Below are 22,259 nucleotides of genomic sequence, written 5' to 3'. Positions count from 1 at the left end.
CCCTCAGCCCAGCATCGCCCGCCAGCGCCGCAGCGACTCCAGCGCCTCCGGCTCGTCGAGGAACGGGATATGCCCCCGGCCCGGCACCTCGGCCGCGATCATGTCGGGACGGCGACGCCGCATCTCGGCAAAGGTCGACGGCGACAGCAGGTCCGAATTGGCCCCGCGGATCGCACAAAGCGGCAGGCCCGCCAGCGCGTCGAACAGCGGCCAGAGATCCGGCGCGGGCTGCGCTCCGCCGCCCAGCACCGCATCGCGCAGCATCGGGTCATAAGTCAGTTCCAGGCCATTTTCGGTCTGGACGAACAGCCGCTCCGCCTCTTCCAGCCAGCGGCTCTCCGGCACGCCGACAAAGCCGGTCAGCAGTTCTGCCCGCCGCGCGGCGACCTCGGCCAGCGTCTTTTGTGGCGGCTTGCGGCCGAGATAGCCCTTGATGACCTCCAGCCCGGCGTCGGCGATCTCCGGCCCGATGTCGTTCAGCGCCACGCCCAGCAGACGGTCCCGCGCCGTGGCCGCGAGGACCATCGCGATCAGCCCGCCGCGCGAGGTGCCCAGCACCGCCGCCTTTTCGATCCCGAGGTGATCCAGCAGTTCGACCGCGTCGCGCCCCTCGATGGGTATCTGGTAGTTTTCATGCGGGCCCCAGTCCGACTGCCCGCGTCCGCGGTAATCCAGCCGGATCAGCCGCACGCCCTCGAGATGCGGCGCGACGAAATCGAAATCCCGCCCGTCCCGCGTCAGCCCCGCAAGGCACAGAAGCGGCAGCCCCTCACCCTCGTCGCTAAAGAACAGCGACAAGCCGTCGGAAGTGGTGAAACGCGGCATCAGACAAGCTCCGGGATGGTCTTGAGATCGGTCAGGATGCGGCCGGGCGCGGCCATCAGCCGGTCGACCGGCAGGCCCGCGCGGTTGACCCAAACCGTGTCGAAGCCATAGGCCGAGGCCCCCGCCGCGTCCCAGCCGTTGGACGAGACGAACAGAACCTCGGACGGCGCACAACCGAACCGCGCGCCCACCATGTCATAGACCGCGCGGGCAGGCTTGAAGATGCCGACGCTTTCGACCGACAGCACCGCGTCCAGGTATTCACCGATGCCCGCGCTGTCCACCGCGCCCTCCAGCATGTCGGGGCTGCCGTTCGACAGGACGGCGCAGGCCTTGCCCGCCGCCTTGAGCCGCGCCAGCATGAACGGCACCTCGCTGTAGGCGGGCAGTTCCCAATACAGCGCCAGCAGGCGTTCGCGCAGTTCGGCGTCGTCCAGGCCCGCGCGCTCCATCGCCCAGTCGAGCCCATCTTTCGTGACCTGCCAGAACGAGACGTAATCGCCCGTCACCGCGCGCAGCCAGCTGTATTCAAGCTGCTTGCGCCGCCAGTCCTCGGCCAGCGCGGGCCAGACCCTCGCCAGTTCGTCCCGCCCCGGCTCCTCGGCCGCGATGCGCGCGGCGGCGGCCACGTCGAACAACGTGCCATAGGCATCGAACACGCAAACGGAAATCGCCATGTCACCCCCCTGTCATCCTCGGGCGGCAGACTGGCACGGATGCCGGGCGGGCAAAAGACCCCGCAACCTCGCGGCGCGGGCAGGCGGTTTGCAATTCGCGCCCGCAGCGCTTACCTTGCCTCCAGCCCATGCAAGCACCCGGGAGCGACCCGGCCTTGCCAACCAACCTTTCCACGACACGAAGGATATACCATGACGCAGGTCAAGACCGGCGATACCGTCGCCATTCACTACACCGGAACGCTTCAGGATGGCAGCCAGTTCGACAGCAGCGCGGGCCGCGACCCGCTGCAATTCGAGGTCGGCTCCGGCCAGATCATCCCCGGCTTGGACAAGGCGCTGACCGGCATGGCCGTGGGCGACAAGAAGACCGTTACCGTCCCCGCCGACGAGGCCTATGGCCAGCCCAACCCGCAGGCCGTGCAGGCCGTTCCGCGGACCGAGATCCCGGCCGACATTCCGCTGGATATCGGCACGCAGTTGCAGGTGCAGACACCGACCGGACAGGTCATGCCGGTGACGGTGGCCGAAGTGACCGAGACCGAGGTCACGCTTGACGCCAACCACCCGCTGGCGGGCAAGGACCTGACCTTCGCCATCGAGCTGGTCAAGATCGGCTGATCGCCGGGTCCGCGCAAAGGAACGCTGCGTCAGACCGACCCTGCCGCAGCGTCCATCCTTCTTGCGCGCGGGGGCGTTCCTTTCCATCATGGCGCAAACCGTCCGGGAGGGGCGGCATGACAGCCAACAGGGAGGGGAGCCGACCATGACCTATGCGGGAATGGCCGACAGGAACGCCATCGAACAGGAAAAGCCGTGGGAGGCGCGGGACATCCCCGCCACCATCTGGGGCCAGCTGAGCCGTATCGCGCAGCAGTTCCCCAACCGATCCGCGACCAGCTATCAGCTGCTGTCGGGCCCCACGGACAAGGCCGAGACGCTGACCTGGGCGGAGTTGCGCGACCGCACGGCGCAGGCGGCGAACCTGTTCCGCAGCCTTGGCATCGGCGAGGACGACGTCATCGCCTATGTGCTGCCCAACGCGACAGAAACCATCACGACGCTGCTGGGGGGCATGGTCGCGGGGATCGTCAACCCGATCAACCCGCTGCTGGAACCCGAGCAGATCGGCTCCATCCTGCGCGAGACGAACGCCAAGGTTGTCGTCACGCTGAAACCCTTCCCCAAGACCGACCTGCCGCAAAAGGTGCGCGAGGCCGTGCGCCACGCGCCCAAGGTGCACACGGTGCTTGAGGTCGACCTGAACCGCTACCTGACCCCGCCGAAAAGCTGGATCGTGCCGCTGGTGCGCCCCAAGCCCCACGGCGACCCCCATGCAACCTACAAGAGCTTTGCCAAGGAAGTCGCGAAACAGCCGACCAAGCTGGCCTTCGCCGACAGCACGGGCGACCGGGTGGCCGCGTATTTCCACACCGGCGGCACCACCGGCATGCCCAAGGTCGCGCAGCACAAGTATTCCGGCATGCTGTATAACGGCTGGCTTGGCCACAAGCTGCTGTTCTCCGAGACCGACAGCGTGATGTGCCCGCTGCCGCTGTTCCACGTCTTCGCCTGCCACGTAATCCTGATGGCGATGCTGTGCTCGGGCGCGCATGTGGTCTTCCCGACGCCCGCGGGCTATCGCGGCGAGGGCGTGTTCGACAATTTCTGGAAGCTCTGCGAACGCTGGAAGACGACCTTTATCATCACCGTGCCGACCGCTGTCTCGGCGCTCATGCAGCGCAAGGTCGATGCCGACATATCGTCGGTCAAGACGGCGTTCTCAGGGTCCGCACCGATGCCGATGGAACTGTTCAAGCGCTTCGAGAGCGCCTGCGGCGTCACCATCTGCGAGGGCTATGGCCTGACCGAGGCGACCTGCCTTGTCTCCGTCAACCCGGTGGACGGCGAGAAGAAGGTGGGCAGCGTCGGCATCCCCTTCCCCTATTGCGACGTCCGGATCGTCAAGCAGACGACCGAGGGCCCGGTGGAATGTGCCGTGGACGAGATCGGCGAGATCTGCGTGTCGAACCCCGGCGTCTTTGCCGGCAACACCTATACCGAGGCCGACAAGAACAACGACCTGTTCTACCTGGACACGCATCTGCGCACCGGCGACCTGGGCCGGGTGGACGGCGACGGCTATCTCTGGATCACAGGCCGGGCCAAGGATCTGATCATCCGCGGCGGCCACAACATCGACCCGGCCGAGATCGAGGAAGCGCTGCTGACTCATCCCGCCGTCGCCTTTGCCGGAGCCATCGGCCAGCCCGACGCGCATTCCGGCGAAATGCCCTGCGCCTTCGTCGAACTGGTCGCCGGGGCCTCGGTGACCGAGGAGGAACTGCTCGAGCATTGCCGCGTGAACGTGCATGAACGCGCGGCCCAGCCCAAGCACATGACCATCCTGTCCGAACTGCCCAAGACCGCCGTGGGCAAGGTGTTCAAGCCCGACCTGCGCAAGCACGCCATCACCCGAGTCTACAATGAGGCGCTGGAAAAGGCCGGACTGCCGGCGCGGGTCGTGTCGGTGATCGACGACAAGAAGCGCGGGCTGGTCGCCCAACTCGAGGCGCATGGCACCCCCGAGGCACAGGTGGCCGAGGTGCTGGGCGCCTTTGTGAGGCCGTGGGAATGGGTTCAGGCCAAGGTCGCGGCCTGAGCGGGCGACAAGACCTGCAAAAGGTGCCATCCTCTCCCGAACCGGCGGGAGGATGGCAGCATGCAGACGGAAGATTTCGCACCGGGGCAAGTGCTCGACTTCTGGTTCCCGGACAGCGGGCACGAGGGCAGCGTGGAAACCCATGCCGCCTTCTGGACGGAACGCATGCAGGGCGGCATGGATGGCGCGATCATCGACCGTTTCGGGCCGCTGACCCGCGCCGCCGCCCGCGGAGAGCTGGATCACTGGGCCGACACGCCGCGTGGCAGGCTCGCGCTGCTGATCGCGCTGGACCAGTTTCCCCGCTCGCTCTGGCGGGACACGCCGGGCGCCTTTGCCCAGGACATCAAGGCCGCGCGGCTGGCGCTTGACGGCATTGCGAACGGCGATTTCGACGGGCTTGCGCCGTGGGAGCAGGTCTTTTTCGTTATCGCGCTCGGGCATTGCGAGGGGCCGGATCACCTTCAGCGGCTGATCGCGCTCGATCCGGTGATAGAACAGATCATCGACCGGATGCCGGAACAACTGGCCCCGATGGGCGGCCAGTTGCGCGCCCAGCATGCCCTTGTGACGGAAGTGATCCGGCGCTTTGGCCGCCACCCGCACCGCAACGCGATCCTCGGGCGGGTGTCGACGCTGGACGAGGAACCCTACATTGCCACGGGCGACTTTCCACACTTGCCCAAGGACAACGGGCAACCCGCCTAGCGCGCGCCCCAGGTGTCCGTCAGGCGATAGCCGCCCGGCCAGGGGTCGTCGGGGTCAAGCATGTGCTGGTGGATGCCGGTAATCCAGCCGCGCCCCGAAATTTCCGGCAGGATGGCCGGCAGATCCCAGATGGTGGTGTCCTCCACGATCCGGCCTGCAAAGGTCGATCCGATCAGCGAGCGCACCGTCAGCCGGTCGCCGACCTGCATCAGGCCACGCGTCCGCAGCACGGCCATGCGCGCCGACAGCGCGGTTCCGGTCGGAGAGCGGTCGACCTTGCCGGGACGGATCGCCACGGCGGCGGCCGAGTGCAGCCCGTCCTCGCGTTGCTCCAGCGGACCGGCGAACAGGCAGAACGAGATGTGCCGCCAGTCCGGGTTCGTCGGGTGGACAAAGCCCAGCTGTTCCGACGCGGCGTCGCTTATCCGGACGCCCAGGCGCGCAATGTCGTGGGCCTCGTCCTCGCGCAGCGAGAACCCCAGCGCCGCCGCGTCCACGATCACGAAACTGTCGCCGCCAAAGGCCGTGTCGACGGTCAGGCTTCCCAGCCCTGCGACCTCGATCGACCGGTCCAGCGCCGTGGCGAAAGACGGCAGGTTGCGCACGTGGATGCGCTGCGCCTTGCCGTCGCGGCATTCCGCGCGTATAGCGACCAGCCCGCCCGGCGCCTCGAGCATCAGGTGGGTTTCGGGCTCTTGCATCGGTATGAGGCCGGCATCCAGCAGCACCGTGGCGACGCAGATCGAGTTGGAGCCCGACATCGGCGGCGTGTCCTCGGGTTCCATGATGATGAAGGCGGCCTGCGCGTCCGGGTGCTTGGGCGGCACCAGCAGGTTTACATGGCGAAAGACGCCGCCGCGCGGCTCGTTCAGGACGAAGTTGCGCAAGGCCCCGTCGCGGGCGATCCAGCGGCTTTGCTCCCACAGGGTGTCGCCGGGCGGCGGAAGGACGCCGCCCACGATCACATCGCCGACCTCGCCCTCGGCATGGGCGGAAATCACGTGGATCGTCTTGACGCTGCGCATCGCGGTGTCGCTCTCACAGGTGACGGACCACCGGGTCGATGGGCGTGGCGTCGAGGCCCAGCGCCTCTTCCATCGCGCGGGCGATGGACAACAGACGCCCCTCGCCTCTCGGACGGCCGATCAGCTGGATGCCCACCGGCAGACCGTCATCGGTAAAGCCCAGCGGCAGCGACAGCGCGGGCAGGCCACACAGCGTCGCCGGAAAGGCAAAGCGCAGCCAGTCGAGATAATCGCGGCCGGCGACACCGGCGACCTCGGGCGGATACTCCACCTCGACCGGTAGCGGGAACAGGCCCGTCACCGGGCAGGCCAGCACGTCGTAGCGCGTGAGGAACATGCGCATCGTGTGATACAGGCGCGATCGCGTGGTCGTCGCCTCGGCGATGGTGTCGACGTCCAGCGCGCGGCCTTCCTCGATGTTGCGCTGAAGCGCGGGCTTGTAGCGGCTGGTGACGCGTTCGGGCGTATTGCGCGCCTCGGTCCAGAAGCCCAGCGCCCGCAGCGTGCGGAAAGTCGCTTCGGCCCCGGCGAGGTCCGGCGTCGCCTCTTCGATGGCGAAGCCCGGAATGTCGATGCGGGACAGGCCGTCGCGCAGCACGGCCTGCATCTCGGGTGTGGCCGGGGCAAGGTCGGGCAGCATGGAAAAGGCCACGCGCACCGGGCCCGGATCGCGCAGGCACTGGTCGAGGTAACGCTCCTCGGGTGCGGGCCAAGAGACTGGTGTCGCCGGGTCGAAGCCCGCCATCGCGTCCAGAAGCAGGGCCACATCTCCCACGTTGCGCGCCATCGGTCCCTGCACACCCATCGTGTCGAACCGCTGCGTCTCGGACCCTCCGGCTACGCCAGGGCTGGGCCGCAACCCGACGATACCGCAAAAACTGGCCGGCGTGCGCAGGCTGCCACCAAGGTCCGACCCATGCGCCAGCCAGGTCTCACCCGTGGCCAGCGCCGCCGCCGCCCCGCCCGATGATCCGCCCGCGTTCATCCGCGTGTCCCACGGGTTGCGGGTGGCGCCGAAGACCGGGTTGAAGGTATTCGCCCCCGCGCCCATCTCGGGCGTATTGGACTTGCCCAGCACCACGCCGCCGCGCTCTTCCAGCCGCAGCACCAGCGGGTGCGAGACCTGCGGGATCGTGTCGGCCAGCGCCGGCGTGCCCCAGGTGGTGCGCACGCCCGCAACGGGCGTCAAGTCCTTGATGGTCAGCGGCAGGCCCGCCAGAGGGCCGGTGGCCGTGGCGGCCGCAGTGCGCGCACGCTCGGCGCAGAGCGTGACCGTGGCGTTGATCGCCGGGCCAGTCTGCTCGATGCGCGCAAGCGCGGCGTCGATCAGTTCAGAGGGCGAGACGACGCCCTTGCGCAGCATCGCCACCGCGTCGCGCGCCGTCAGCGCGCACAGGTCCGGGCCGGTGAAGGCCGGTCTAGCAGGAGCCATCGGAGCCCGCGCAGAAGATGTCGTAGAGCAGACCGATTACCCGGCTCGTATTCTCGTTGGCGAGGCTGTAGTAGATCGTCTTGCCGTCGCGGCGGGTGACAACCAGCCCCTCCTCGCGCAGCCGCGCCAGCATCTGGCTGACCGCCGCCTGCCGAATGCCCAGCAATTCCTCCAACTCGCCCACCGACTTTTCGCCCGAGCCGAGATGGCACAGGATCATGAGCCGCCCCTCATGCGCGAGCGTCTTGAGAAAAGCCGCTGCGTTCTGGGCGTTTGTCGCCATTTCTTCAGGCGGCGCGGGGGGTGCTTTCGTGTCTGCCATGCTTTTTCCCACTTGTCCGAAGGTTACGATAGCAGCGCCCCCGGGAAAAGGCGAGATCACGCTTTCGGGGCGGGCGCGCCGCCCTCGAAAAGATTTCCGCCTGTATAGCTGCAAGGCGCATCCTGCATCTGAAGGTGCAGTCCCGACCCGGAATAGGGATGCGCGCGGGCCAGATCCTCGTCGATCTCGATGCCAAGACCGGGTTCCGTAGGGGCCGCGATGAACCCCTCTTCCACCCGGATCGCGCCGCGGATCAGATCGTTGTGAAACGGCGTCTCGATCGTCTCGGCCATCAGGATGTTGGGGATCGAGACGGCGAGGTGGATGTTCGCCGCCCATTCGACCGGCCCGGCATAGAGATGCGGCGCGACCTGGGCGTTGTAGACCTCGGCCAGGGTGGCGATCTTCTTCGCCTCCCACAGGCCGCCCGCGCGGCCGAGCGCCGGTTGCAGGATCGTGGCCGCCCCCTGCCGCAACACCGGGGCGAATTCCGCCTTGGTGGTCAGCCGCTCGCCCGTGGCGACGGGAACCGGCTGGCCAGAGGCCACGCGCGCCATGGCCGCCAAGTTGTCGGGGGGCACGGGTTCCTCGAACCAGAGCGGGAAATAGGGCGCGATGGCATGCCCCAGCCGGATCGCGCCGCCGGTGGTGAACTGGCCATGGGTGCCGAACAGCAGGTCGGCCCGGTCGCCCACAGCCTCGCGCAGCTTGCGGCAGAAGGCGACCGAGGTGGAAATGTCGGTCATCGCCGGCTCATGCCCGCCACGCATCGTGTAGGGGCCGGCCGGGTCGAACTTGACCGCCGTCCAGCCGCGCGCGACGCAATCGGCGGCGGCCTCTGCGGCCATGTCGGGGTCGATCCAGAACGCGGGCAGCGGGTGTTTCGGCAGCGGATAGAGATAGGTATAGGCCCGCACGCGCTCGTTCATCATCCCGCCCAGCAGCGCCCAGACCGGCCGCCCCCGCGCCTTGCCCAGGATGTCCCAGCAGGCGATCTCCATGCCAGAGAAGGCGCCGATGACGGTGGGATCGGGGCGTTGGGTGAAGCCCGAGGAATAGCAGCGGCGGAACAGGCGTTCGATGTTCTCGGGGTTCTCACCCTCGAAATAGCGCTGGAAGAGGTCGGTGATGACGGCGCGCATTGCGTCGGGGCCGACGGCGGCGGCATAGCACTCGCCCCAGCCGGTGATGCCACAGGCGGTGGTTAGTTTCACCAGGATCCAGTAACGCCCGCCCCAGCCCGGCGCGGGCGGGGCGGTCACGATGATGTCGAGGTCCGTCAGTTTCATGTCCGTCGCTCCGTGTTTCGGGGACAGGACCGGGGGCTCTGCCCCCGGACCCCCGGAGTTTACCTGGCAAGATGAAGAAGCATCAGCCGAACAGGATGACGTTGCGCTTGGCCCCGCCGGTCTTGGTGTCGGCGATGGCCTCGTTGATCTGTTCCAGCGTCCAGCGGCCCGACACGAGTTCGTCGAGCTTCAGCCGCCCCTGTTCGTAGAGATCGGCCATCCAGGGGATGTCGCGGGCGATCACCACGTCGCCCATTTTCGAGCCGATGAAGCTTTGCCCCATGTAGGCGGGGATGACCGGTTCGTATTGCGACATGGCGCCGGAGGCGGGCATGCCCACCATCACCATGCGCCCGCCCCAGCCAAGATAGCGCGGCGCCTCGTCATAGGCGCGGGTCGATCCCACGGTGACGGCGACGAGGTCGGCGCCCCGGCCGAGCGCCTTCATCGCGGCCTTCCACGGCTCGCCCTTCGTGGCAAGGACGCCGTGGGTGGCACCGAATTCCCTGGCGATGGCGAGTTTTTCCTCGCTCATGTCGACGGCGACGATGCGGCGGGCGCCCGCAATGCGCGCGCCCTGGATGGCGTTGAGCCCGACGCCACCCGCGCCGATCACCACCAGGTCCTCTCCGGGGCGCAGGCGTCCGGCGTTGACCACCGCGCCGATGCCGGTGATCACTCCGCAGGCCATCAGAGCCACGCTTTCGGCCGGCATGGTTTCGGGCAGGGCGACAACCTGGCTCTGGTCCACGATGACGCGTTCGGCAAAGGCGCCGCAATTCATCGCCGCCACGACCGGCGTGCCGTCGGCGCGTGTCAGCTTGGGCGGGACCGGCGTTGCGCCCTCGCAGATCGTGGGCTTGCCGGCCGCGCAGTTGGCGCAGCGGCCGCAGGACTTGATGAGCGTGACCACGACGCGCTGGCCGGATTCGATCCCGGTCACGCCAGGGCCGATGCCGGTGACACGCCCAGCCGCCTCGTGCCCGAAGACCATCGGCAGGTCGCCCCCCCAGATGCCGTCGGCATAGGAGATGTCGGAATGGCAGATCGCCACCGCCTCGAGCGTGACCTCGATCTCGCCCGGTCCGGGCGCGCGCAGGTGCAGGTCTTCGATGGTCAGCGGGGCGCCGAAGGCGGTGCAGACGGCGGCGCGGGTGGTGGTCATGGTCTCTCTCCCTGTCTTGCGCCGAAACTGGCCGGGCCAATGCGGCGACGCAAGCGGGAAAGCGACACATGGTGACGCGTTACGCCACCGCCCTCTGTCGCGCCGGCCACAGGAAGACCACCAGCGCGACCACGATCAGCCCCAGCGACAACAGGAAGGGCGCGCCGGGGAAGAAGACCGCCGCGTCGGGCGCGGTAAAGGCGGCGAAGACCTGCGTCATCACCAGCGGCGACAGGATCATCGCCACTGCCGAGACCGAGGTCAGCGCGCCCTGCAACTCGCCCTGCCGCCGCGGGCCGACCGTGGCGCTCATGACGCCTTGCAGCGCGGGGGTGATGACGGCGGCCAGCGCGGCGAGCGGCGTCAGGATCAGCGCGATGGTGCCCGAGGTGACAAAGGCAATGGCGGCAAAGGCAAAGATGTCGAAGACCAGCCCGTAGATGACCGTGCCGCGCGGGCCCAGCCGGTTCAGGATCAGCCGGATCAGGCCGCCTTGCACCACCGCCATCATGATGCCGAACAGGCCCAGCGACAGGCCGACCATCCCGGCATCCCAGCCAAAGCGCGCCCGCCCGAAATAGGCCCAGACCGCCGGGTAGACCATGAAGGCCACCTGGTAGAGGAAGAACACCGTCAGCCCGCGCCCCACGCCCGGCAGCCGGCCCAGCGCCCGGAAGGCGCCGAACGGGTTGGCGCGGGACGGCTCGAACGGGCGGCGGATCGCGTCCGTCACCGTCTCGCGCAGAACGAACCAGCCCAGCAGGCCGTTGCCCGCCGCCAGTGCCGCCGCGGCCCAGAAGGGCGCGCGCGTGCCAAACTCGCCCAGCAGGCCACCCAGCAGTGGCCCAACGACGAACCCCAGGCCAAAGGCCGCGCCGATCAGGCCAAAGCCCTGCGCCTTGCGCCCTGGCTCCGACAGGTCGGCGATATAGGCCGAGGCGGTGGCCTGCGTGGCCGAGGTGATGCCACCCACGACCCGCCCCGCCAACAGCAGCCAGATCGAGCCCGCCACCGCCATCACGACATAGTCCGCCGCCAGCACCGCCAGAGAGACAAGGATTACCGGCCGCCGCCCGTAGCGATCCGACAGGGCGCCCACCAGGGGGCCGAACAGGAACTGCATCACGGCAAAGACACTGGACAGCACCCCGCCCCATAGCGCGGCCTGCGCCAGCCCGCCACCCGTCACCTCGGCGATCAGCTCGGGCATGACAGGGATGATCAGCCCCACACCCATCGCATCGATGAAAACGGTCAGCAGGATGACGAGGACGGGCAGGCGCATCAGGGCGGGCTTCCGGCAGGGACGGGCGCCACGCGCCTTATGTGTAAACTAGAGTTGACATGTTGAAAAGGAAAGCCCCAACGGGCAAGGGCTGTGCCCTTCCCTTCTCCGGTTTCGATTTACTGCGAAGGGCCCCCAAAAGGGCGGTGAGGCAGAGCCCCAAATCGCGCGTTCAGCCACGCACCGCCCGGGCAAAGGCGCGCGCCTCGGCCGAGGCCTGGCCCAGTTGCGCCGACCAGTCGAACAGGCTGACGGGCAGGTCGGGAAAGGCCGCGCGCGCCAGGTCCGACAGCGGCCGCCCCTCGGCACGAGCCGCCTGGCACAGGGTCTTGGCCTCTGCCTGCGCCTTGGGGCGCGGCATCTGCTCGGCCAGCGCAAAGGACAGCGCCTCGGCCAGGATCAGGCCTCCGGTCTCGTCCAGCGCGGCCCGCATGGCTTCGGCCTCCGGCTCCAGCCCCTCGACCAGCTCGGCGGTGCGTTCCAGCGCGGCCGAGGCGGTCAGCACCAGTTGCGGCAGGGTCAGCCATTCGGTGAACCAGGCCGCGCCGTCACGTTGCTGGCGGTGGATCGCCGCCCCTTGCAGCGTGGCGTTCAGCCCCTGCGCATGGCGCGCCAGCGCCACCAGAAGCGAGGGCACGACCGGGTTCTGTTTCTGCGGCATGGTCGACGACGCCCCGGCCCCGCCCAGCCGGACCTCGGCGATGCCCGATTGCGTCGCAAGCACCAGGTCCTCGCCCATCTTGCCCAGCGCCAGCGTGACCCGCGACAGCCAGTCGGCGATGCGCAGGACCGGCGTGCGGTCGGCATGCCAACTGCGGCCCGGATCGGCGAGGCCCAGCCGCTCGGCCAGCGCGGAGCGCAAAGCCGCCGGATCGGGACCCAGCGCAGAGCCGGTGCCCGCCGCACCGGACAGCGAGACCAGCAGGCAGTCTGCCCGCAGCGCAGCCAGAGACCCCCGCGCCTTCAGCAACGGCCAGCCCCAGCCCGCCACCACCGCGCCGAAGCCCGTGGGCGTCGCATGCTGGCCATAGGTCCGTGCGGCCATCGGCGTCTCTGCATGCGTCTCGGCAAGGGTCGCCAGCCGCGACAGGATCGTGTCCAGCCGCGCCTCGGCCTGAACCAGCGCCTGCCGCAGCCGCAGCATCAGACCGGTATCCTGGATGTCCTGCGAGGTCGCGCCCCAATGCAGGAACTGCGCATGCTCGGGCGCCTGCATCGCCTCGCGAAAGGCCGCCACCAGCCCCGGCACGCTGACGCCGTTCTGCCCCACCGATTTCGCCAGCGACACCGGGTCGACCTGGCATTCGAGGCTCGCGCGACGGATCGCCGCCGCCGCCGTCTCGGGGATCACGCCCGCAGCCCCCTGCACCTCGGCCAGCGCGCCCTCGACCAGCATCATCGCCCGGATCTCGGCGCTGTCGGTGAAGAGTTTCGCCGTCTCGCCCGCGTCGAACAGGGCGGACAGGTGGATGCTGTCGAAGGGCGTGGCGGGCATGGGTTCAGCCTCTGGCGATGGCGTCCAGCAGGGCGGCAAGCCGCCCCGGCATGGAAAAGAAGGGCGAATGGGAGGAGGGCAACGCGTGGCGGTCGGCCTCGGGCAGGTCGGCCGCCATGCGGCGCTGGAAGTCCGGCGGGATGGCGCGGTCGTCCTCGCCGACGACAAAGCTGCGCGGCACGTCCACGGCACCTTCGGGCAAGGCCGTCTCCATCGGCGCCAAGGCCTGATCGCAGAGCCGTGGCACGGCATAGTCGAGAACCTCGGCGCAATCGTGGTAGAACTTCGCCTCGGCCATGTCCGGGTCGAAATGCATCGAGAGCCCGTCGGGATTGCGCCTTATCGCCTCCAGCAGCGGCTGCGTGTCCGCCTGTCGCCGCATCTCGGCCAGCGACAGGCCCGGCCGCGGGACATAGGCGCAGAGATAGACCAGCCGCGCCACGTTCGACGCATCGATCTGCGCCGCCCGCGTGATCGGGTAGCCGCCCATCGAATGCCCGACGACAACCGAAGGCCCGTCCAGCGCGTCCAGCACAGCCTGCGCATAAAGGTCCAGCGTCACATCGGCCAGCGGCGTCACGTCATCGCCATGCGAGGGCAGGTCGATGGCGTGCGCCTCATGCCCCAGCGCCTCGAGCGCCGGGATCACGTCGCGCCAGGCCCAGGCCCCGTGCGACGCGCCGTGGATCAGCAGGAAACGCGCCACGCGTCAGACCGCACCCTGCGCCTTGAGGAACTCTGTCAGGATCGCGGCGTATTCTTCGGGCGCCTCGACGCAAGGAAGGTGGCCTGCGTTGCGGATCAGCCGGAACTCCGATCCGGGGATCAGCCCAACCGTCTCGCGCACGAGGTCCGGCGGGGTAGAGCCGTCCTCGGACCCGGCGATGCCCAGAGCGGGCAGGCGCAACTTTGCCGTCGAGGCATAGAAGTCACTACCCGAGATCGCCATGCCGCAGCCCGTCCAGCCCTGCGCCGGGCAGCGCAGGAACATGTTGCGCCAGGCGTGGTATTCATCGGTTTCGTGGAAGGGTTTCGAAAACCACCGCTCCATCGTGGCATCCACCACGGCGGCCAGCCCGCCCGCGTTGACCGCGTCGATCCGCGTCTGCCAGATCTCGCGCGTGCCGATCTTGGCACCGGTGTTCGACAGCACGACCGCGCGCACCAGGTCCAGCCGCTTGGCCGCCAGCCCCTGCGCGATCATCCCGCCGATCGACAACCCGATGAAGATCGCGTCGCGAAAGCCCAGCTTGTCCATCAGCCGCTCGGTGTCATGCACCAACTGGCCCATCGAATAGGGCCACTCCGGCAGGTCGGACAACCCGTGACCGCGCTTGTCGAAGCGCAGGATGCGCAGCCCCGGCGGCAGCAGCGGCAGGACCTGGTCCCAGAGCCGCAGATCGGTGCCCAATGAGTTGGCGAAGACGACCGGCGTGCCGTCCTCGGGTCCGTCGATGCGATAGTTCAGGCGCAGGTCGCCCAGATCGGCCATGTGCATGGAATGTCTCTCCCTCGTTCGCCTGTGTTTGTAGGCCGCACCGCGCAGAAGGAAAAGAGGCTCCGCATGGTTTGCGAAAGAGCCCCCCTGCCCACTTCATCTTGCCGAAAGAACTCCGGGGGAGTCGACCGCAGGGCGACGGGGGCAGAGCCCCCTATTCCGCCGCCATCCCGTCGGTGAACTGCAGCCGGGCGAGGCGCGCGTAAAGCCCGCCCTCGGCCACCAGGTCGTCATGCGAGCCTGTTGCGACTACCCGGCCGTGATCCATCACCACGATCCGGTCGGCCTTCTTCACCGTGGCCAGCCGGTGCGCCACGATGATCGTGGTGCGCCCGCGCGCCAGTTCGTCCACCGCGCGCTGCACAGCGCGTTCGCTTTCGGCGTCCAGCGCCGAGGTCGCCTCGTCCAGCAGCATCACCGGCGCATCGCGCAGGATGGCGCGGGCGATGGCCACGCGCTGTTTCTGGCCGCCCGACAGCATCACGCCACGCTCGCCCAGCCACGTGTCATAGCCGTCGGGCAGCGCCACCAGGAAATCATGCGCGGCGGCGGCCCGGGCTGCGGACTCGATCTCGGCATCCGTGGCGTCGGGTCGACCAAAGCGGATGTTGTCGCGCGCCGAGGCGGCGAAGATCACCGGATCCTGCGGCACGAGGGCCAGGTGGCGGCGGAACTCGGCCCGCGCCATGTCGCGCAGGTCCACGCCGTCCAGCTTCACCGCGCCCGAGGCGGGATCGTAGAAACGCTGGATCAGTTGCACGATGGTCGTCTTGCCAGCACCCGAGGGGCCGACCAGCGCCACCGTCTCGCCCGGCGCGACGGTCAGGCTCACGCCGTCCAGCGCCGGCACGTCGGGCCGCGTGGGATAGGTAAAGGACACGTCCTCGAAGCTTATGGCCCCACGCACCGGGGCCTTCGGCGTCTTTGGTTTCGCCGGATCCTGGACCGTATCCTCGGTCTGCAACAGGTCGACCAGACGTTCGGTCGCGCCTGCGGCACGCTGCAACTCGCCGAACACCTCGGCCAGCGCGCCCACCGCCCCCGCTACCATCACCGAGTAGATGACGAACTGGATCAGCGTGCCGGCGCTCATCTCGCCCGCGCGCACGTCCCAGGCGCCGATCCAGAGCACGCCGACGATCCCGGTGAACACCAGCGCGATGACGATGGCCGTCATCAACGCGCGTGTCCAGATCCGCCGCCGCGCGGCGTCAAAGCTCTTTTCCGTCACGTCTCCGAAGGCCGCGCGCGACAGCGCCTCGTGGGTATAGGCCTGCACCGTCTGCACGCTGGTCAGCGCCTCGGAGGCGTTGCCGGACGAGGCCGCGATCCAATCCTGGTTCTCACGGCTGAGGCTGCGCAGGCGGCGGCCCAGCACCATGATGGGCACCAGCACCGCCGGCACGATCAGCAGCACCATCCCCGTCAGCTTGGCCGAGGTCAGCAGCATCAGCGCCAGCCCCCCCAGCAGCAGCAGCAGGTTTCGCAGCGCGATCGAGATCGACGAGCCGATGACCGACAGGATCAGCGTCGTGTCGGTGGTGATCCGGCTGAGAACCTCGCCGGTCATGGTCTTTTCGTAGAAAGAGGGGCTGAGGCCGATCACCCGGTCGAACACCGCCTTGCGGATATCGGCCACCACGCGCTCTCCCAGCCGTGTGACCAGCGCATAGCGCAGCGCCGTGCCCAGCGCCAACAGGCCGGCGATTCCCAGCGCCGCGCCAAAATAGAGATCCAGCAGGGCGCCGTCCTCGGCGTTGAAGTTGTCCACCACGCGGCGCACCGCCATCGGCAGGATCAGCGAGACCGTCGCCGTGGCCACCAGCGCCGCCACCGCCGCCATCATCAGCCCGCGATAGGGCAGCATGAAGGGCCAGAGCGCCCGCAGGGATCCCAACTGGCGAGACTTCTCGCGCTCTTCCAGCATGTTTGCGCTTCCGCGGGCCATGCGCCCTCCATTCGTCCTGTTGCAGGCCGGTTTGCGACAGGCCGGGCGGAACAGTCAAGCGGCGGGATGCCGCGCGTTACCGTCACACTGAACAACGGGCGGATGAACGCCTTTTGTATCCAGAGGTTTAGGGGTTTTGCGCGACCGCTGGCTGCGGCCGGAAACTGGAGCGGGCGACGGGAATCGAACCCGTATCTCTTGCTTGGAAGGCAAGGGTCTTACCATTACACAACGCCCGCTCAACGGGACGGATGCCTAGAGGATGGGGTGGCAAGGGTCAAGCGGGATGTTGCCATTCCGGCGACCTTCGACGTGCGGACAGGCGGTTGCCTGCGCTCGCCGCCGGGGCGCAAACGCGTCACCGGGGAAGAAAATTGCGCGATGTCGTCAGTTTGCGTTTGAACCCGGGCGGGGTTTGGCGGTTTCATGGCTCGGCGCCGGACTCGCTGCGGGTCCGGCGCGCAGGTTCGACAAGTCCGAAAGGTTACGCATGGTCACTCGACGCTTCGTGATTGCGGCGCTCTCCGCGCTGGCCACACCCGCCCTGGTCCGGCCCGCCCTCGCCGCGCCCGGCCAATGGGACGCTTGGGACGCGCAGGTGACTCCCGCCGGCTTTGATCTGGGCAGAACCAACCCATGGGGTCTGCATCCGCGCCTGCTGCCGGTGCGGGTCAAGGCCAATCCCGGCCTCACGCCTGGCGACATCCACGTGGATGCGGTCGCGCGCTACCTGTACCACATCGAGGAAGGCGGCACCGCCATGCGCTATGGCGTGGCGATCGGACGCGATGGCCTGTATGAGGCCGGCGTCTACCGGATCGGCCGCAAGACGAAGTGGCCCGGCTGGACGCCCACCAACGCGATGATCAAGCGCGAGCCCGACAAGTATGCCCGATGGGCGGACGGCATGCCTCCGGGCCCGGAAAACGCGCTGGGGTCGCGGGCGCTGTATCTCTACGTCGGCAACCGCGACACCTATCTGCGCATCCACGGCACACCTGCGCCGCGATCCATCGGCACGCGCGCCAGTTCCGGCTGCGTGCGCATGGTGATGCCGCATATCAACGCGCTGTATGAGCAGGTGCAGACCGGCGTCACCGCCTACCTGTATCCGACCGACGGCGGCAGCCTGTAACGGCTGCCGGCCTCAGCCCTGAGGCCGGGCGCAGATCGGGTTGCCCTCGACCGTGCGCAGGGGCAGCTCCGTCGTCTCGACCGGGCCGCGATGGGTATACCAGAAACAGCCGTCCTCGGCCCGGATCCGCGCCCGCGTGAGGTCCTGGTTGGGTCCCGCTATGGCGGCAACCGACTCCGGCACAGAGACGGGCCGCGAGACCCCTGCCCCGTCGCTGGTGGGCACGGGTTCGCAGGCGGCGAGTCCCAGAAGCAGCAGGGAACCGGCGAGAAAGGCCAGGGGTCGGGTCATCATGCGGGCACTCCGGTGTGTCGATCCTCGCGGCGAGGGTGACATTCCCGCGCCGCAGCCGCAAGACCGCCCGTGCCGCAAGGCGCCCGGCCGTTGGCCATGTGCCGCAGTCGCGGCTGCCAGGTCGGGTCAGGGCTGGACCACCCGCTGCGCCACCGCCTGCCCGTCGGCCAGGTCCGCCGGCGGATAGAGCACGACCTGCGCGCCCGGCTCCAGCCCCTCCAGCAACTGCGCCGCGCGCCCGTTATCCGGCCCGATCACGACCGGGCGCAGCGCCGCGCGCCCGTCCTCGACCGCCAGGACCGCCCAGCCGCCCGACTCGCGGAACAGCGCGCTGGACGGCAGGAGGCGCGTGACGTCCGCCTCCCAGACCACGATCCGCGCATCCACGGCAAAACCATGCCCCAGACCCGCGCGCTGTTCCGGCGGGGTGGTCAGCGCGACGACTACGGTCACGCGCTGTTCCTCGACCCCCAGCGCCGAAACCTTGGTCTGGCCATAGGGGTCGATCCGCGTGACGACCCCGGCAAGCGCGCCCTCGCCGCCCCAGTTTTCGACGATCACCGGATTGCCCCGGCGCACGGTGACGGCATCGGACGAGATCAGTTCGACCACCACCTCGAGGTCGCTGGTATCGCCGATCTCGAGAATCGGAGCGCCTGCGGGCAACGTCGTCTCGTCCTCCTCGATCACGCGCAGGATCACCCCGTCCGCCGGGGCGTAGACCGGCATCTCGTCGCCGAACTGGCCATCCAGCGCCTCGGCCAGTCCACGGTCGTCGAAGCCGATAAGCTGCGCCTGCGCGCTTTGCAGCTCGGCCTTGCGCTGTTCGATGGCGGCCTGCGCCGTGGCCAGCCGTGCCTGCGCGGCGCGCGCCGCCCCGTCGGCGCGGTCCAGCGCGGCGAGGCTGGCGGTGCCGCTGGCCGCGAGGCGTTCCGTGCGGTCGAGATCCGATTGCGCAAGGTCCGCCTCGGCCTGCGCGGCGCGCAGTGCCGCCTCGGCCACCCGCAGCCCGGCCTGCGCTGCCTCGACCGCCGCCATCGCCTGTTCCCGCGTCCGCACGTCCAGCGCGGCCGGATTGGCCGGGCGCATCCGCGCCACCACGGTCGCGCCCCTCTCGACCGGGTCGCCGGGATGCACCTCGACCCGCAGGAGACGCCCGTCGATCGGGGTAGACACCATGAAGGCCTCGCGCACGCGGGTGCGGCCTTCTTCGTCGATGGTCAGCATCATCGGCCCCTCCGTCACGGCGCCGATATCCACCATCACCGGGCGCGGCCAGAAGGCATAGGCCAGCCCGCCGCCGATCACCGCCAGCACGGCGAGGGTCAGGACGGGACGGGAAAGGGTCTTGCGTGCCATGGGTCAATCCCTTGTCTTCAATACGGCGATCAGGTCGATCCGGTCGAGATCACGTTTCACCAGCAACCCCGAGACCAGCGCGGCGCCCAGGACGAAGGCGGCCGCGAACCCGTGGCTGAACGGGTCGAATTCGGTGGGGATCTGGTAGAGTTCCGAGGAAAAGCCCCGTGCGATGGCAAAGGACAGGCCCCAGCCCGCCAGCGATCCCACCGGCAGCGCGACCAGCGTGATGACCGCCAGTTCTCCCAGCAGGACAAAGCCCGCCTCGCCCCGCGAGAATCCCATCACGCGCAGCGAGGCCAGGTCACGGGCGCGCTCGTTCATGCCGATCCGCGCCGCGTTGTAAACCACGCCGAAGGTGATGATGAAGGCCACCGCCCCCATAATGTAGCGCGCCGAACCCGCGCCCTGGTCCATCAGCTTCTGCAGCGAGGCGCGCGCCGTCTCGGCCACGCTGACCGCCGCGACCGCCGGGCGGTTCTTGAGGTCGTCATAGATCGCCTCGGCACGGTCGGAATCCACCCGCATCCGCACACCGGAAATCCGCCCCGGCTCGGCCAGCGCGCGGTTCAGCGCATCCATCCGCATGTAGGCGGGCGCGCCGATCAGGCTGCGCGCGACCCGGATCACGGGCACCTCCAGCACCGGCTGGCGGCCCTCGCGCACCTCGACCTGCAACATGTCGCCGGGCCGGATGTCGAGGATCCCGGCAAGCGCCTCGCCCAGCACGATTCCGCGTTCGGGCAGGTCGATTGGGGCAAGGTCGGCGTCGATGGCTCGGGCCATCTCGGGCGCCGCGATCATGCCCGAGACGCTGCCGCGATGGGTCCTGAGCCCGTGGCGCAGCACGGCGGGCACCTCGCGGAAGGGCTCGACCGCGATCACGCCTTCCATCCGCGCCAGGTCATGCGCCGCGGTCATGCCCAGCGGCTGCACGAAGAACACCGTCGCGTCGGAGCGGTCGATCACGGTAAAGGCCAGCGCCATCATCCGGTCGAAACTGCCGTAGATCGTGGTCATGCCAGAGGACAGCGCCATCCCCCCGGCGATCCCCGCCGACAGCGCCAACGCGCGCCAGGGCGCGCGGGCGACGCCGCGGATCACCATGCGCGTCGGCTGATCGAAGGCCCGCGCCGCCACGCCCGAGAAGTTCAACGTGCGCGAGAAATCGGGCGGCGTCGGCGGGCGCATCGCCTCGGCCGGGGTCAGGCGAAAGACCCGCCGCAGGACAAAGACACCGCCCGCCGAGGCCGCGAGGACACTGGCCGTGACCCCGATGCCAAAGGCCGCCGGGTCGGGCCGGAACACGAGGAAGGGGAAGTTGTAGAAGGTGGTATAGAGCGGGACCATCGCCCGCCCCGCCAGGATGCCCAGCACACAGCCCAGCGCCGCGCCCATAAGCGCCACCGCCAGCACCATCTTGAAATAATGCGCGCCGACCTCGTGCCCGGTGTAACCGAAGGCCTTGAGAAGGCCGATCTCTTCGCGCTCGGCCTGCACCATGCGATTGACGACGATATACAGCAGAAACCCCGCCACGGCGAGGAACAGCGGCGGCACGGCACGCGACATGGTCGCGAGGCCATCGATTTCCTCGGTCACGAACCGGTCGGACACGAGGTCGTGGCGGCCATAGGCGCCGGTGCCGCCCCAGGGCGCCAGCACGCGGTCGACAGCGTCGATCACCGCGTCCTGCGACGCGCCGCGGCCCAGCGCGATCAGCGCCTCGTTGAAGGCACCCTGCATGTCATAGGCTGCGGCCAGCGCGGCGCGGGGCATCCAGACCGCACCATAGCGGGCGGGGTCGGGCACCATTTCTCCGGGGGCGGCGACGAACAGCAGTTCGGGCGATTCCGCCAGCCCCGTGACCAGAAGCTTGCGCCGCGCGCCGTTCAGCGTGACGGCGATCCGGTCGCCCGGCACGATGCCATGCGCATCGGCGAACCCGGCCAGCAACAGCGCCTCGTCCCGCGCGCCCGGTTCCGGCAGGCGGCCCGCGATGCGATAGACGATGTTGAACACCGGCTCGCCCCGGTCGGGCAGCGAGATAGCGCGCGCCTGGATCGGCACCGCCTCTCCGGGCAGGTCGATCAACGCGCCGCCCGTCACATGCCCGTCCAGAAGCGCGACGCCGGGGATCGCCGCCAGACGCGCCAGAACGGTTTCCGGCGCCCGCGTCACCGGGGCAAAGACATCGGCCAGCCGGTTGCGTTCGTAGTAGGCGCGGCGGGTTTCCGACAGCGAGGCCACCAGCCCCGACATCATCACCTGAAGCATGACGCCAACCGCGATCACAAGCACGATGGCGGCGACCTGCCCCTTGATTCGCACAAGATCGCGCAGCAGTTTCCGGTCAAGCACGCTCACCAGTGCACCTCGGCGGGGCTGAGGCGGGTCTCGTTCACGGTCACGTCGCGCACCTGCCCGTCCGCCATGCGGATGACCCGATGCGCCATGCCCGCGATATTGGCGGCATGCGTCACCATCAGCACGGTCGCGCCAAGGCGGGCGTTGACCTCGGCCAGCACCTCCAGCACGGCGCGGCCCGTGGCGCTGTCCAGCGCGCCGGTGGGCTCGTCGCAGAACAGCACCTCGGGCTGTTTCGCAACGGCGCGGGCGATGGCGACGCGCTGTTGCTCGCCCCCCGAGAGCTGCGAGGGGAAATGGTCGCTGCGGCCCTTGAGACCCACCAGCGCCAGCGCCTCGTCCGGGTCCATGGGGTTGTCTGCGATCTCGGTCACAAGTTCGACGTTCTCGCGCGCGGTCAGGCTGGGCATCAGGTTGTAGAACTGAAAGACAAAACCCACGTGGTCGCGGCGAAACCGCGTCAGCGCGCGGTCGGACAGGCTGGTGAGTTCCTCGTCATGGAAATGTACGCTGCCGGTGGTTGGCCGGTCCAGGCCGCCGAGGATGTTCAGCAGCGTGGACTTGCCGCAACCCGACGGCCCCAGCAGGACGACGATCTCGCCCTCGGGCAATTCTAGATCGACCCCGCGCAACGCATGCACGGCAGAGCGTCCCTCGCCATAGGTCCGTGTCAGACCCTTCGTCACAAAGGCATTGGCCATCGCGCGTCCCGTTTCCCCTGCGCCAAGCGGGAAATCCCGCCTTTCCCTTGGCTTGCCGCACAGTGTCAGAAT

20 protein-coding genes and 1 tRNA gene are annotated in these 22,259 nt (G+C 68.8%); 4 read left to right on the top strand and 17 right to left on the bottom strand.

The genetic code is table 11. The annotated features are described in order from the left end of the window. Positions 1-3: 3 nt before the first annotated feature. Positions 4-825, bottom strand: coding sequence for an alpha/beta fold hydrolase (locus KB874_RS14165; protein WP_212537191.1), 822 nt, complete (start codon positions 823-825; stop codon positions 4-6). Continuing rightward, positions 825-1,502: a haloacid dehalogenase type II gene (locus KB874_RS14160; RefSeq protein WP_212537190.1), complete on the bottom strand. Its 678-nt coding sequence runs from the start codon at positions 1,500-1,502 to the stop codon at positions 825-827. Before KB874_RS14160 ends, KB874_RS14165 begins: the two co-directional genes overlap by 1 nt. A 192-nt stretch (positions 1,503-1,694) precedes the next feature. Here KB874_RS14160 and KB874_RS14155 point away from each other — a divergent pair, with 192 nt between their 5' ends. The 3 genes from KB874_RS14155 (at position 1,695) to KB874_RS14145 (ending at position 4,872) form a co-directional block, all read left to right on the top strand. Then, positions 1,695-2,123, top strand: coding sequence for an FKBP-type peptidyl-prolyl cis-trans isomerase (locus KB874_RS14155; protein ID WP_212537189.1), 429 nt, complete (start codon positions 1,695-1,697; stop codon positions 2,121-2,123). A 145-nt stretch (positions 2,124-2,268) separates the two neighbouring features. After that, positions 2,269-4,164 (top strand): acyl-CoA synthetase, encoded by a 1,896-nt coding sequence (locus tag KB874_RS14150; protein WP_212537188.1) that lies wholly within the window; start codon positions 2,269-2,271, stop codon positions 4,162-4,164. 60 nt (positions 4,165-4,224) lie between these two features. Beyond that, positions 4,225-4,872 (top strand): DUF924 family protein, encoded by a 648-nt coding sequence (locus tag KB874_RS14145; protein ID WP_212537187.1) that lies wholly within the window; start codon positions 4,225-4,227, stop codon positions 4,870-4,872. Here the strand turns inward: KB874_RS14145 and KB874_RS14140 are convergent. The 11 genes from KB874_RS14140 to KB874_RS14090 all read right to left on the bottom strand — a co-directional run bounded on the left by KB874_RS14140 (position 4,869) and on the right by KB874_RS14090 (position 16,570). Beyond that, the gene (locus KB874_RS14140; RefSeq protein ID WP_212537186.1) at positions 4,869-5,897 is read right to left on the bottom strand and encodes a trans-3-hydroxy-L-proline dehydratase; all 1,029 of its coding nucleotides are present in this window, start codon (positions 5,895-5,897) and stop codon (positions 4,869-4,871) included. The genes KB874_RS14145 and KB874_RS14140 overlap by 4 nt on opposite strands. 13 nt (positions 5,898-5,910) lie before the next feature. After that, the gene (locus KB874_RS14135; protein WP_212537185.1) at positions 5,911-7,329 is read right to left on the bottom strand and encodes an amidase; all 1,419 of its coding nucleotides are present in this window, start codon (positions 7,327-7,329) and stop codon (positions 5,911-5,913) included. After that, complete coding sequence (locus KB874_RS14130; protein WP_249200490.1) at positions 7,316-7,651, bottom strand: ArsR/SmtB family transcription factor; 336 nt, start codon at positions 7,649-7,651, stop codon at positions 7,316-7,318. Before KB874_RS14130 ends, KB874_RS14135 begins: the two co-directional genes overlap by 14 nt. A 56-nt stretch (positions 7,652-7,707) precedes the next feature. Next, positions 7,708-8,940, bottom strand: a complete 1,233-nt coding sequence (locus tag KB874_RS14125; RefSeq protein ID WP_212537184.1) for a mandelate racemase/muconate lactonizing enzyme family protein — start codon at positions 8,938-8,940, stop codon at positions 7,708-7,710. 82 nt (positions 8,941-9,022) lie between these two features. Then, on the bottom strand, positions 9,023-10,105 hold the full coding sequence (locus tag KB874_RS14120; protein WP_212537183.1) for a Zn-dependent alcohol dehydrogenase: 1,083 nt from the start codon (positions 10,103-10,105) through the stop codon (positions 9,023-9,025). A gap of 79 nt (positions 10,106-10,184) precedes the next feature. Further along, positions 10,185-11,390, bottom strand: coding sequence for a TCR/Tet family MFS transporter (locus KB874_RS14115; RefSeq protein ID WP_212537182.1), 1,206 nt, complete (start codon positions 11,388-11,390; stop codon positions 10,185-10,187). 172 nt (positions 11,391-11,562) lie between these two features. Then, on the bottom strand, positions 11,563-12,885 hold the full coding sequence (locus KB874_RS14110; RefSeq protein WP_212537181.1) for a class-II fumarase/aspartase family protein: 1,323 nt from the start codon (positions 12,883-12,885) through the stop codon (positions 11,563-11,565). Between the two features lie 4 nt (positions 12,886-12,889). Continuing rightward, complete coding sequence (locus tag KB874_RS14105) at positions 12,890-13,591, bottom strand: alpha/beta fold hydrolase (RefSeq protein WP_212537180.1); 702 nt, start codon at positions 13,589-13,591, stop codon at positions 12,890-12,892. A 3-nt stretch (positions 13,592-13,594) separates the two neighbouring features. Beyond that, positions 13,595-14,383, bottom strand: coding sequence for a 3-oxoadipate enol-lactonase (gene pcaD / locus KB874_RS14100; protein ID WP_212537179.1), 789 nt, complete (start codon positions 14,381-14,383; stop codon positions 13,595-13,597). 154 nt (positions 14,384-14,537) lie between these two features. Continuing rightward, on the bottom strand, positions 14,538-16,331 hold the full coding sequence (locus KB874_RS14095; RefSeq protein ID WP_212537178.1) for an ABC transporter transmembrane domain-containing protein: 1,794 nt from the start codon (positions 16,329-16,331) through the stop codon (positions 14,538-14,540). Positions 16,332-16,496: 165 nt separating this feature from the next. Next, a tRNA-Gly gene (locus KB874_RS14090) sits at positions 16,497-16,570 on the bottom strand. Positions 16,571-16,821: 251 nt separating this feature from the next. On the opposite strand from KB874_RS14090, the gene KB874_RS14085 reads away from it, so the two are divergent. Further along, positions 16,822-17,466 carry a L,D-transpeptidase gene (locus KB874_RS14085; protein ID WP_212537177.1) on the top strand — a complete coding sequence of 215 codons (645 nt, stop codon included), beginning with the start codon at positions 16,822-16,824 and terminating at the stop codon, positions 17,464-17,466. Positions 17,467-17,478: 12 nt separating this feature from the next. Here the strand turns inward: KB874_RS14085 and KB874_RS14080 are convergent, their stop codons facing one another. The 4 genes from KB874_RS14080 to KB874_RS14065 form a co-directional block, all read right to left on the bottom strand. Beyond that, positions 17,479-17,760: a hypothetical protein gene (locus KB874_RS14080; RefSeq protein WP_212537176.1), complete on the bottom strand. Its 282-nt coding sequence runs from the start codon at positions 17,758-17,760 to the stop codon at positions 17,479-17,481. 126 nt (positions 17,761-17,886) lie between these two features. Continuing rightward, positions 17,887-19,119 (bottom strand): efflux RND transporter periplasmic adaptor subunit, encoded by a 1,233-nt coding sequence (locus KB874_RS14075; protein WP_212537175.1) that lies wholly within the window; start codon positions 19,117-19,119, stop codon positions 17,887-17,889. Between the two features lie 3 nt (positions 19,120-19,122). Continuing rightward, on the bottom strand, positions 19,123-21,486 hold the full coding sequence (locus tag KB874_RS14070) for an ABC transporter permease (protein ID WP_212537174.1): 2,364 nt from the start codon (positions 21,484-21,486) through the stop codon (positions 19,123-19,125). Beyond that, a complete protein-coding gene (locus KB874_RS14065; RefSeq protein ID WP_212537173.1) occupies positions 21,483-22,187 on the bottom strand; it encodes an ABC transporter ATP-binding protein in 705 nt (234 codons plus the stop codon). Before KB874_RS14065 ends, KB874_RS14070 begins: the two co-directional genes overlap by 4 nt. Positions 22,188-22,259: the final 72 nt, after the last annotated feature.

Source organism: Thetidibacter halocola, from assembly GCF_018224955.1.
In the GTDB taxonomy this organism is placed as follows: domain Bacteria; phylum Pseudomonadota; class Alphaproteobacteria; order Rhodobacterales; family Rhodobacteraceae; genus Thetidibacter; species Thetidibacter halocola.
This window is presented reverse-complemented; position numbering and strand designations above follow the sequence as displayed.

Bases quoted from the DNA above. Each gene is read 5' to 3' on its own strand.
- KB874_RS14165 (WP_212537191.1), bottom strand. From the start codon at position 825: ATGCCGCGTTTCACCACTTCCGACGGCTTGTCGCTGTTCTTTAGCGAC.
- KB874_RS14160 (WP_212537190.1), bottom strand. From the start codon at position 1,502: ATGGCGATTTCCGTTTGCGTGTTCGATGCCTATGGCACGTTGTTCGAC.
- KB874_RS14155 (WP_212537189.1), top strand. From the start codon at position 1,695: ATGACGCAGGTCAAGACCGGCGATACCGTCGCCATTCACTACACCGGA.
- KB874_RS14150 (WP_212537188.1), top strand. From the start codon at position 2,269: ATGACCTATGCGGGAATGGCCGACAGGAACGCCATCGAACAGGAAAAG.
- KB874_RS14145 (WP_212537187.1), top strand. From the start codon at position 4,225: ATGCAGACGGAAGATTTCGCACCGGGGCAAGTGCTCGACTTCTGGTTC.
- KB874_RS14140 (WP_212537186.1), bottom strand. From the start codon at position 5,897: ATGCGCAGCGTCAAGACGATCCACGTGATTTCCGCCCATGCCGAGGGC.
- KB874_RS14135 (WP_212537185.1), bottom strand. From the start codon at position 7,329: ATGGCTCCTGCTAGACCGGCCTTCACCGGCCCGGACCTGTGCGCGCTG.
- KB874_RS14130 (WP_249200490.1), bottom strand. From the start codon at position 7,651: ATGGCAGACACGAAAGCACCCCCCGCGCCGCCTGAAGAAATGGCGACA.
- KB874_RS14125 (WP_212537184.1), bottom strand. From the start codon at position 8,940: ATGAAACTGACGGACCTCGACATCATCGTGACCGCCCCGCCCGCGCCG.
- KB874_RS14120 (WP_212537183.1), bottom strand. From the start codon at position 10,105: ATGACCACCACCCGCGCCGCCGTCTGCACCGCCTTCGGCGCCCCGCTG.
- KB874_RS14115 (WP_212537182.1), bottom strand. From the start codon at position 11,390: ATGCGCCTGCCCGTCCTCGTCATCCTGCTGACCGTTTTCATCGATGCG.
- KB874_RS14110 (WP_212537181.1), bottom strand. From the start codon at position 12,885: ATGCCCGCCACGCCCTTCGACAGCATCCACCTGTCCGCCCTGTTCGAC.
- pcaD (WP_212537179.1), bottom strand. From the start codon at position 14,383: ATGCACATGGCCGATCTGGGCGACCTGCGCCTGAACTATCGCATCGAC.
- KB874_RS14095 (WP_212537178.1), bottom strand. From the start codon at position 16,331: ATGGCCCGCGGAAGCGCAAACATGCTGGAAGAGCGCGAGAAGTCTCGC.
- KB874_RS14085 (WP_212537177.1), top strand. From the start codon at position 16,822: ATGGTCACTCGACGCTTCGTGATTGCGGCGCTCTCCGCGCTGGCCACA.
- KB874_RS14080 (WP_212537176.1), bottom strand. From the start codon at position 17,760: ATGATGACCCGACCCCTGGCCTTTCTCGCCGGTTCCCTGCTGCTTCTG.
- KB874_RS14075 (WP_212537175.1), bottom strand. From the start codon at position 19,119: ATGGCACGCAAGACCCTTTCCCGTCCCGTCCTGACCCTCGCCGTGCTG.
- KB874_RS14065 (WP_212537173.1), bottom strand. From the start codon at position 22,187: ATGGCCAATGCCTTTGTGACGAAGGGTCTGACACGGACCTATGGCGAG.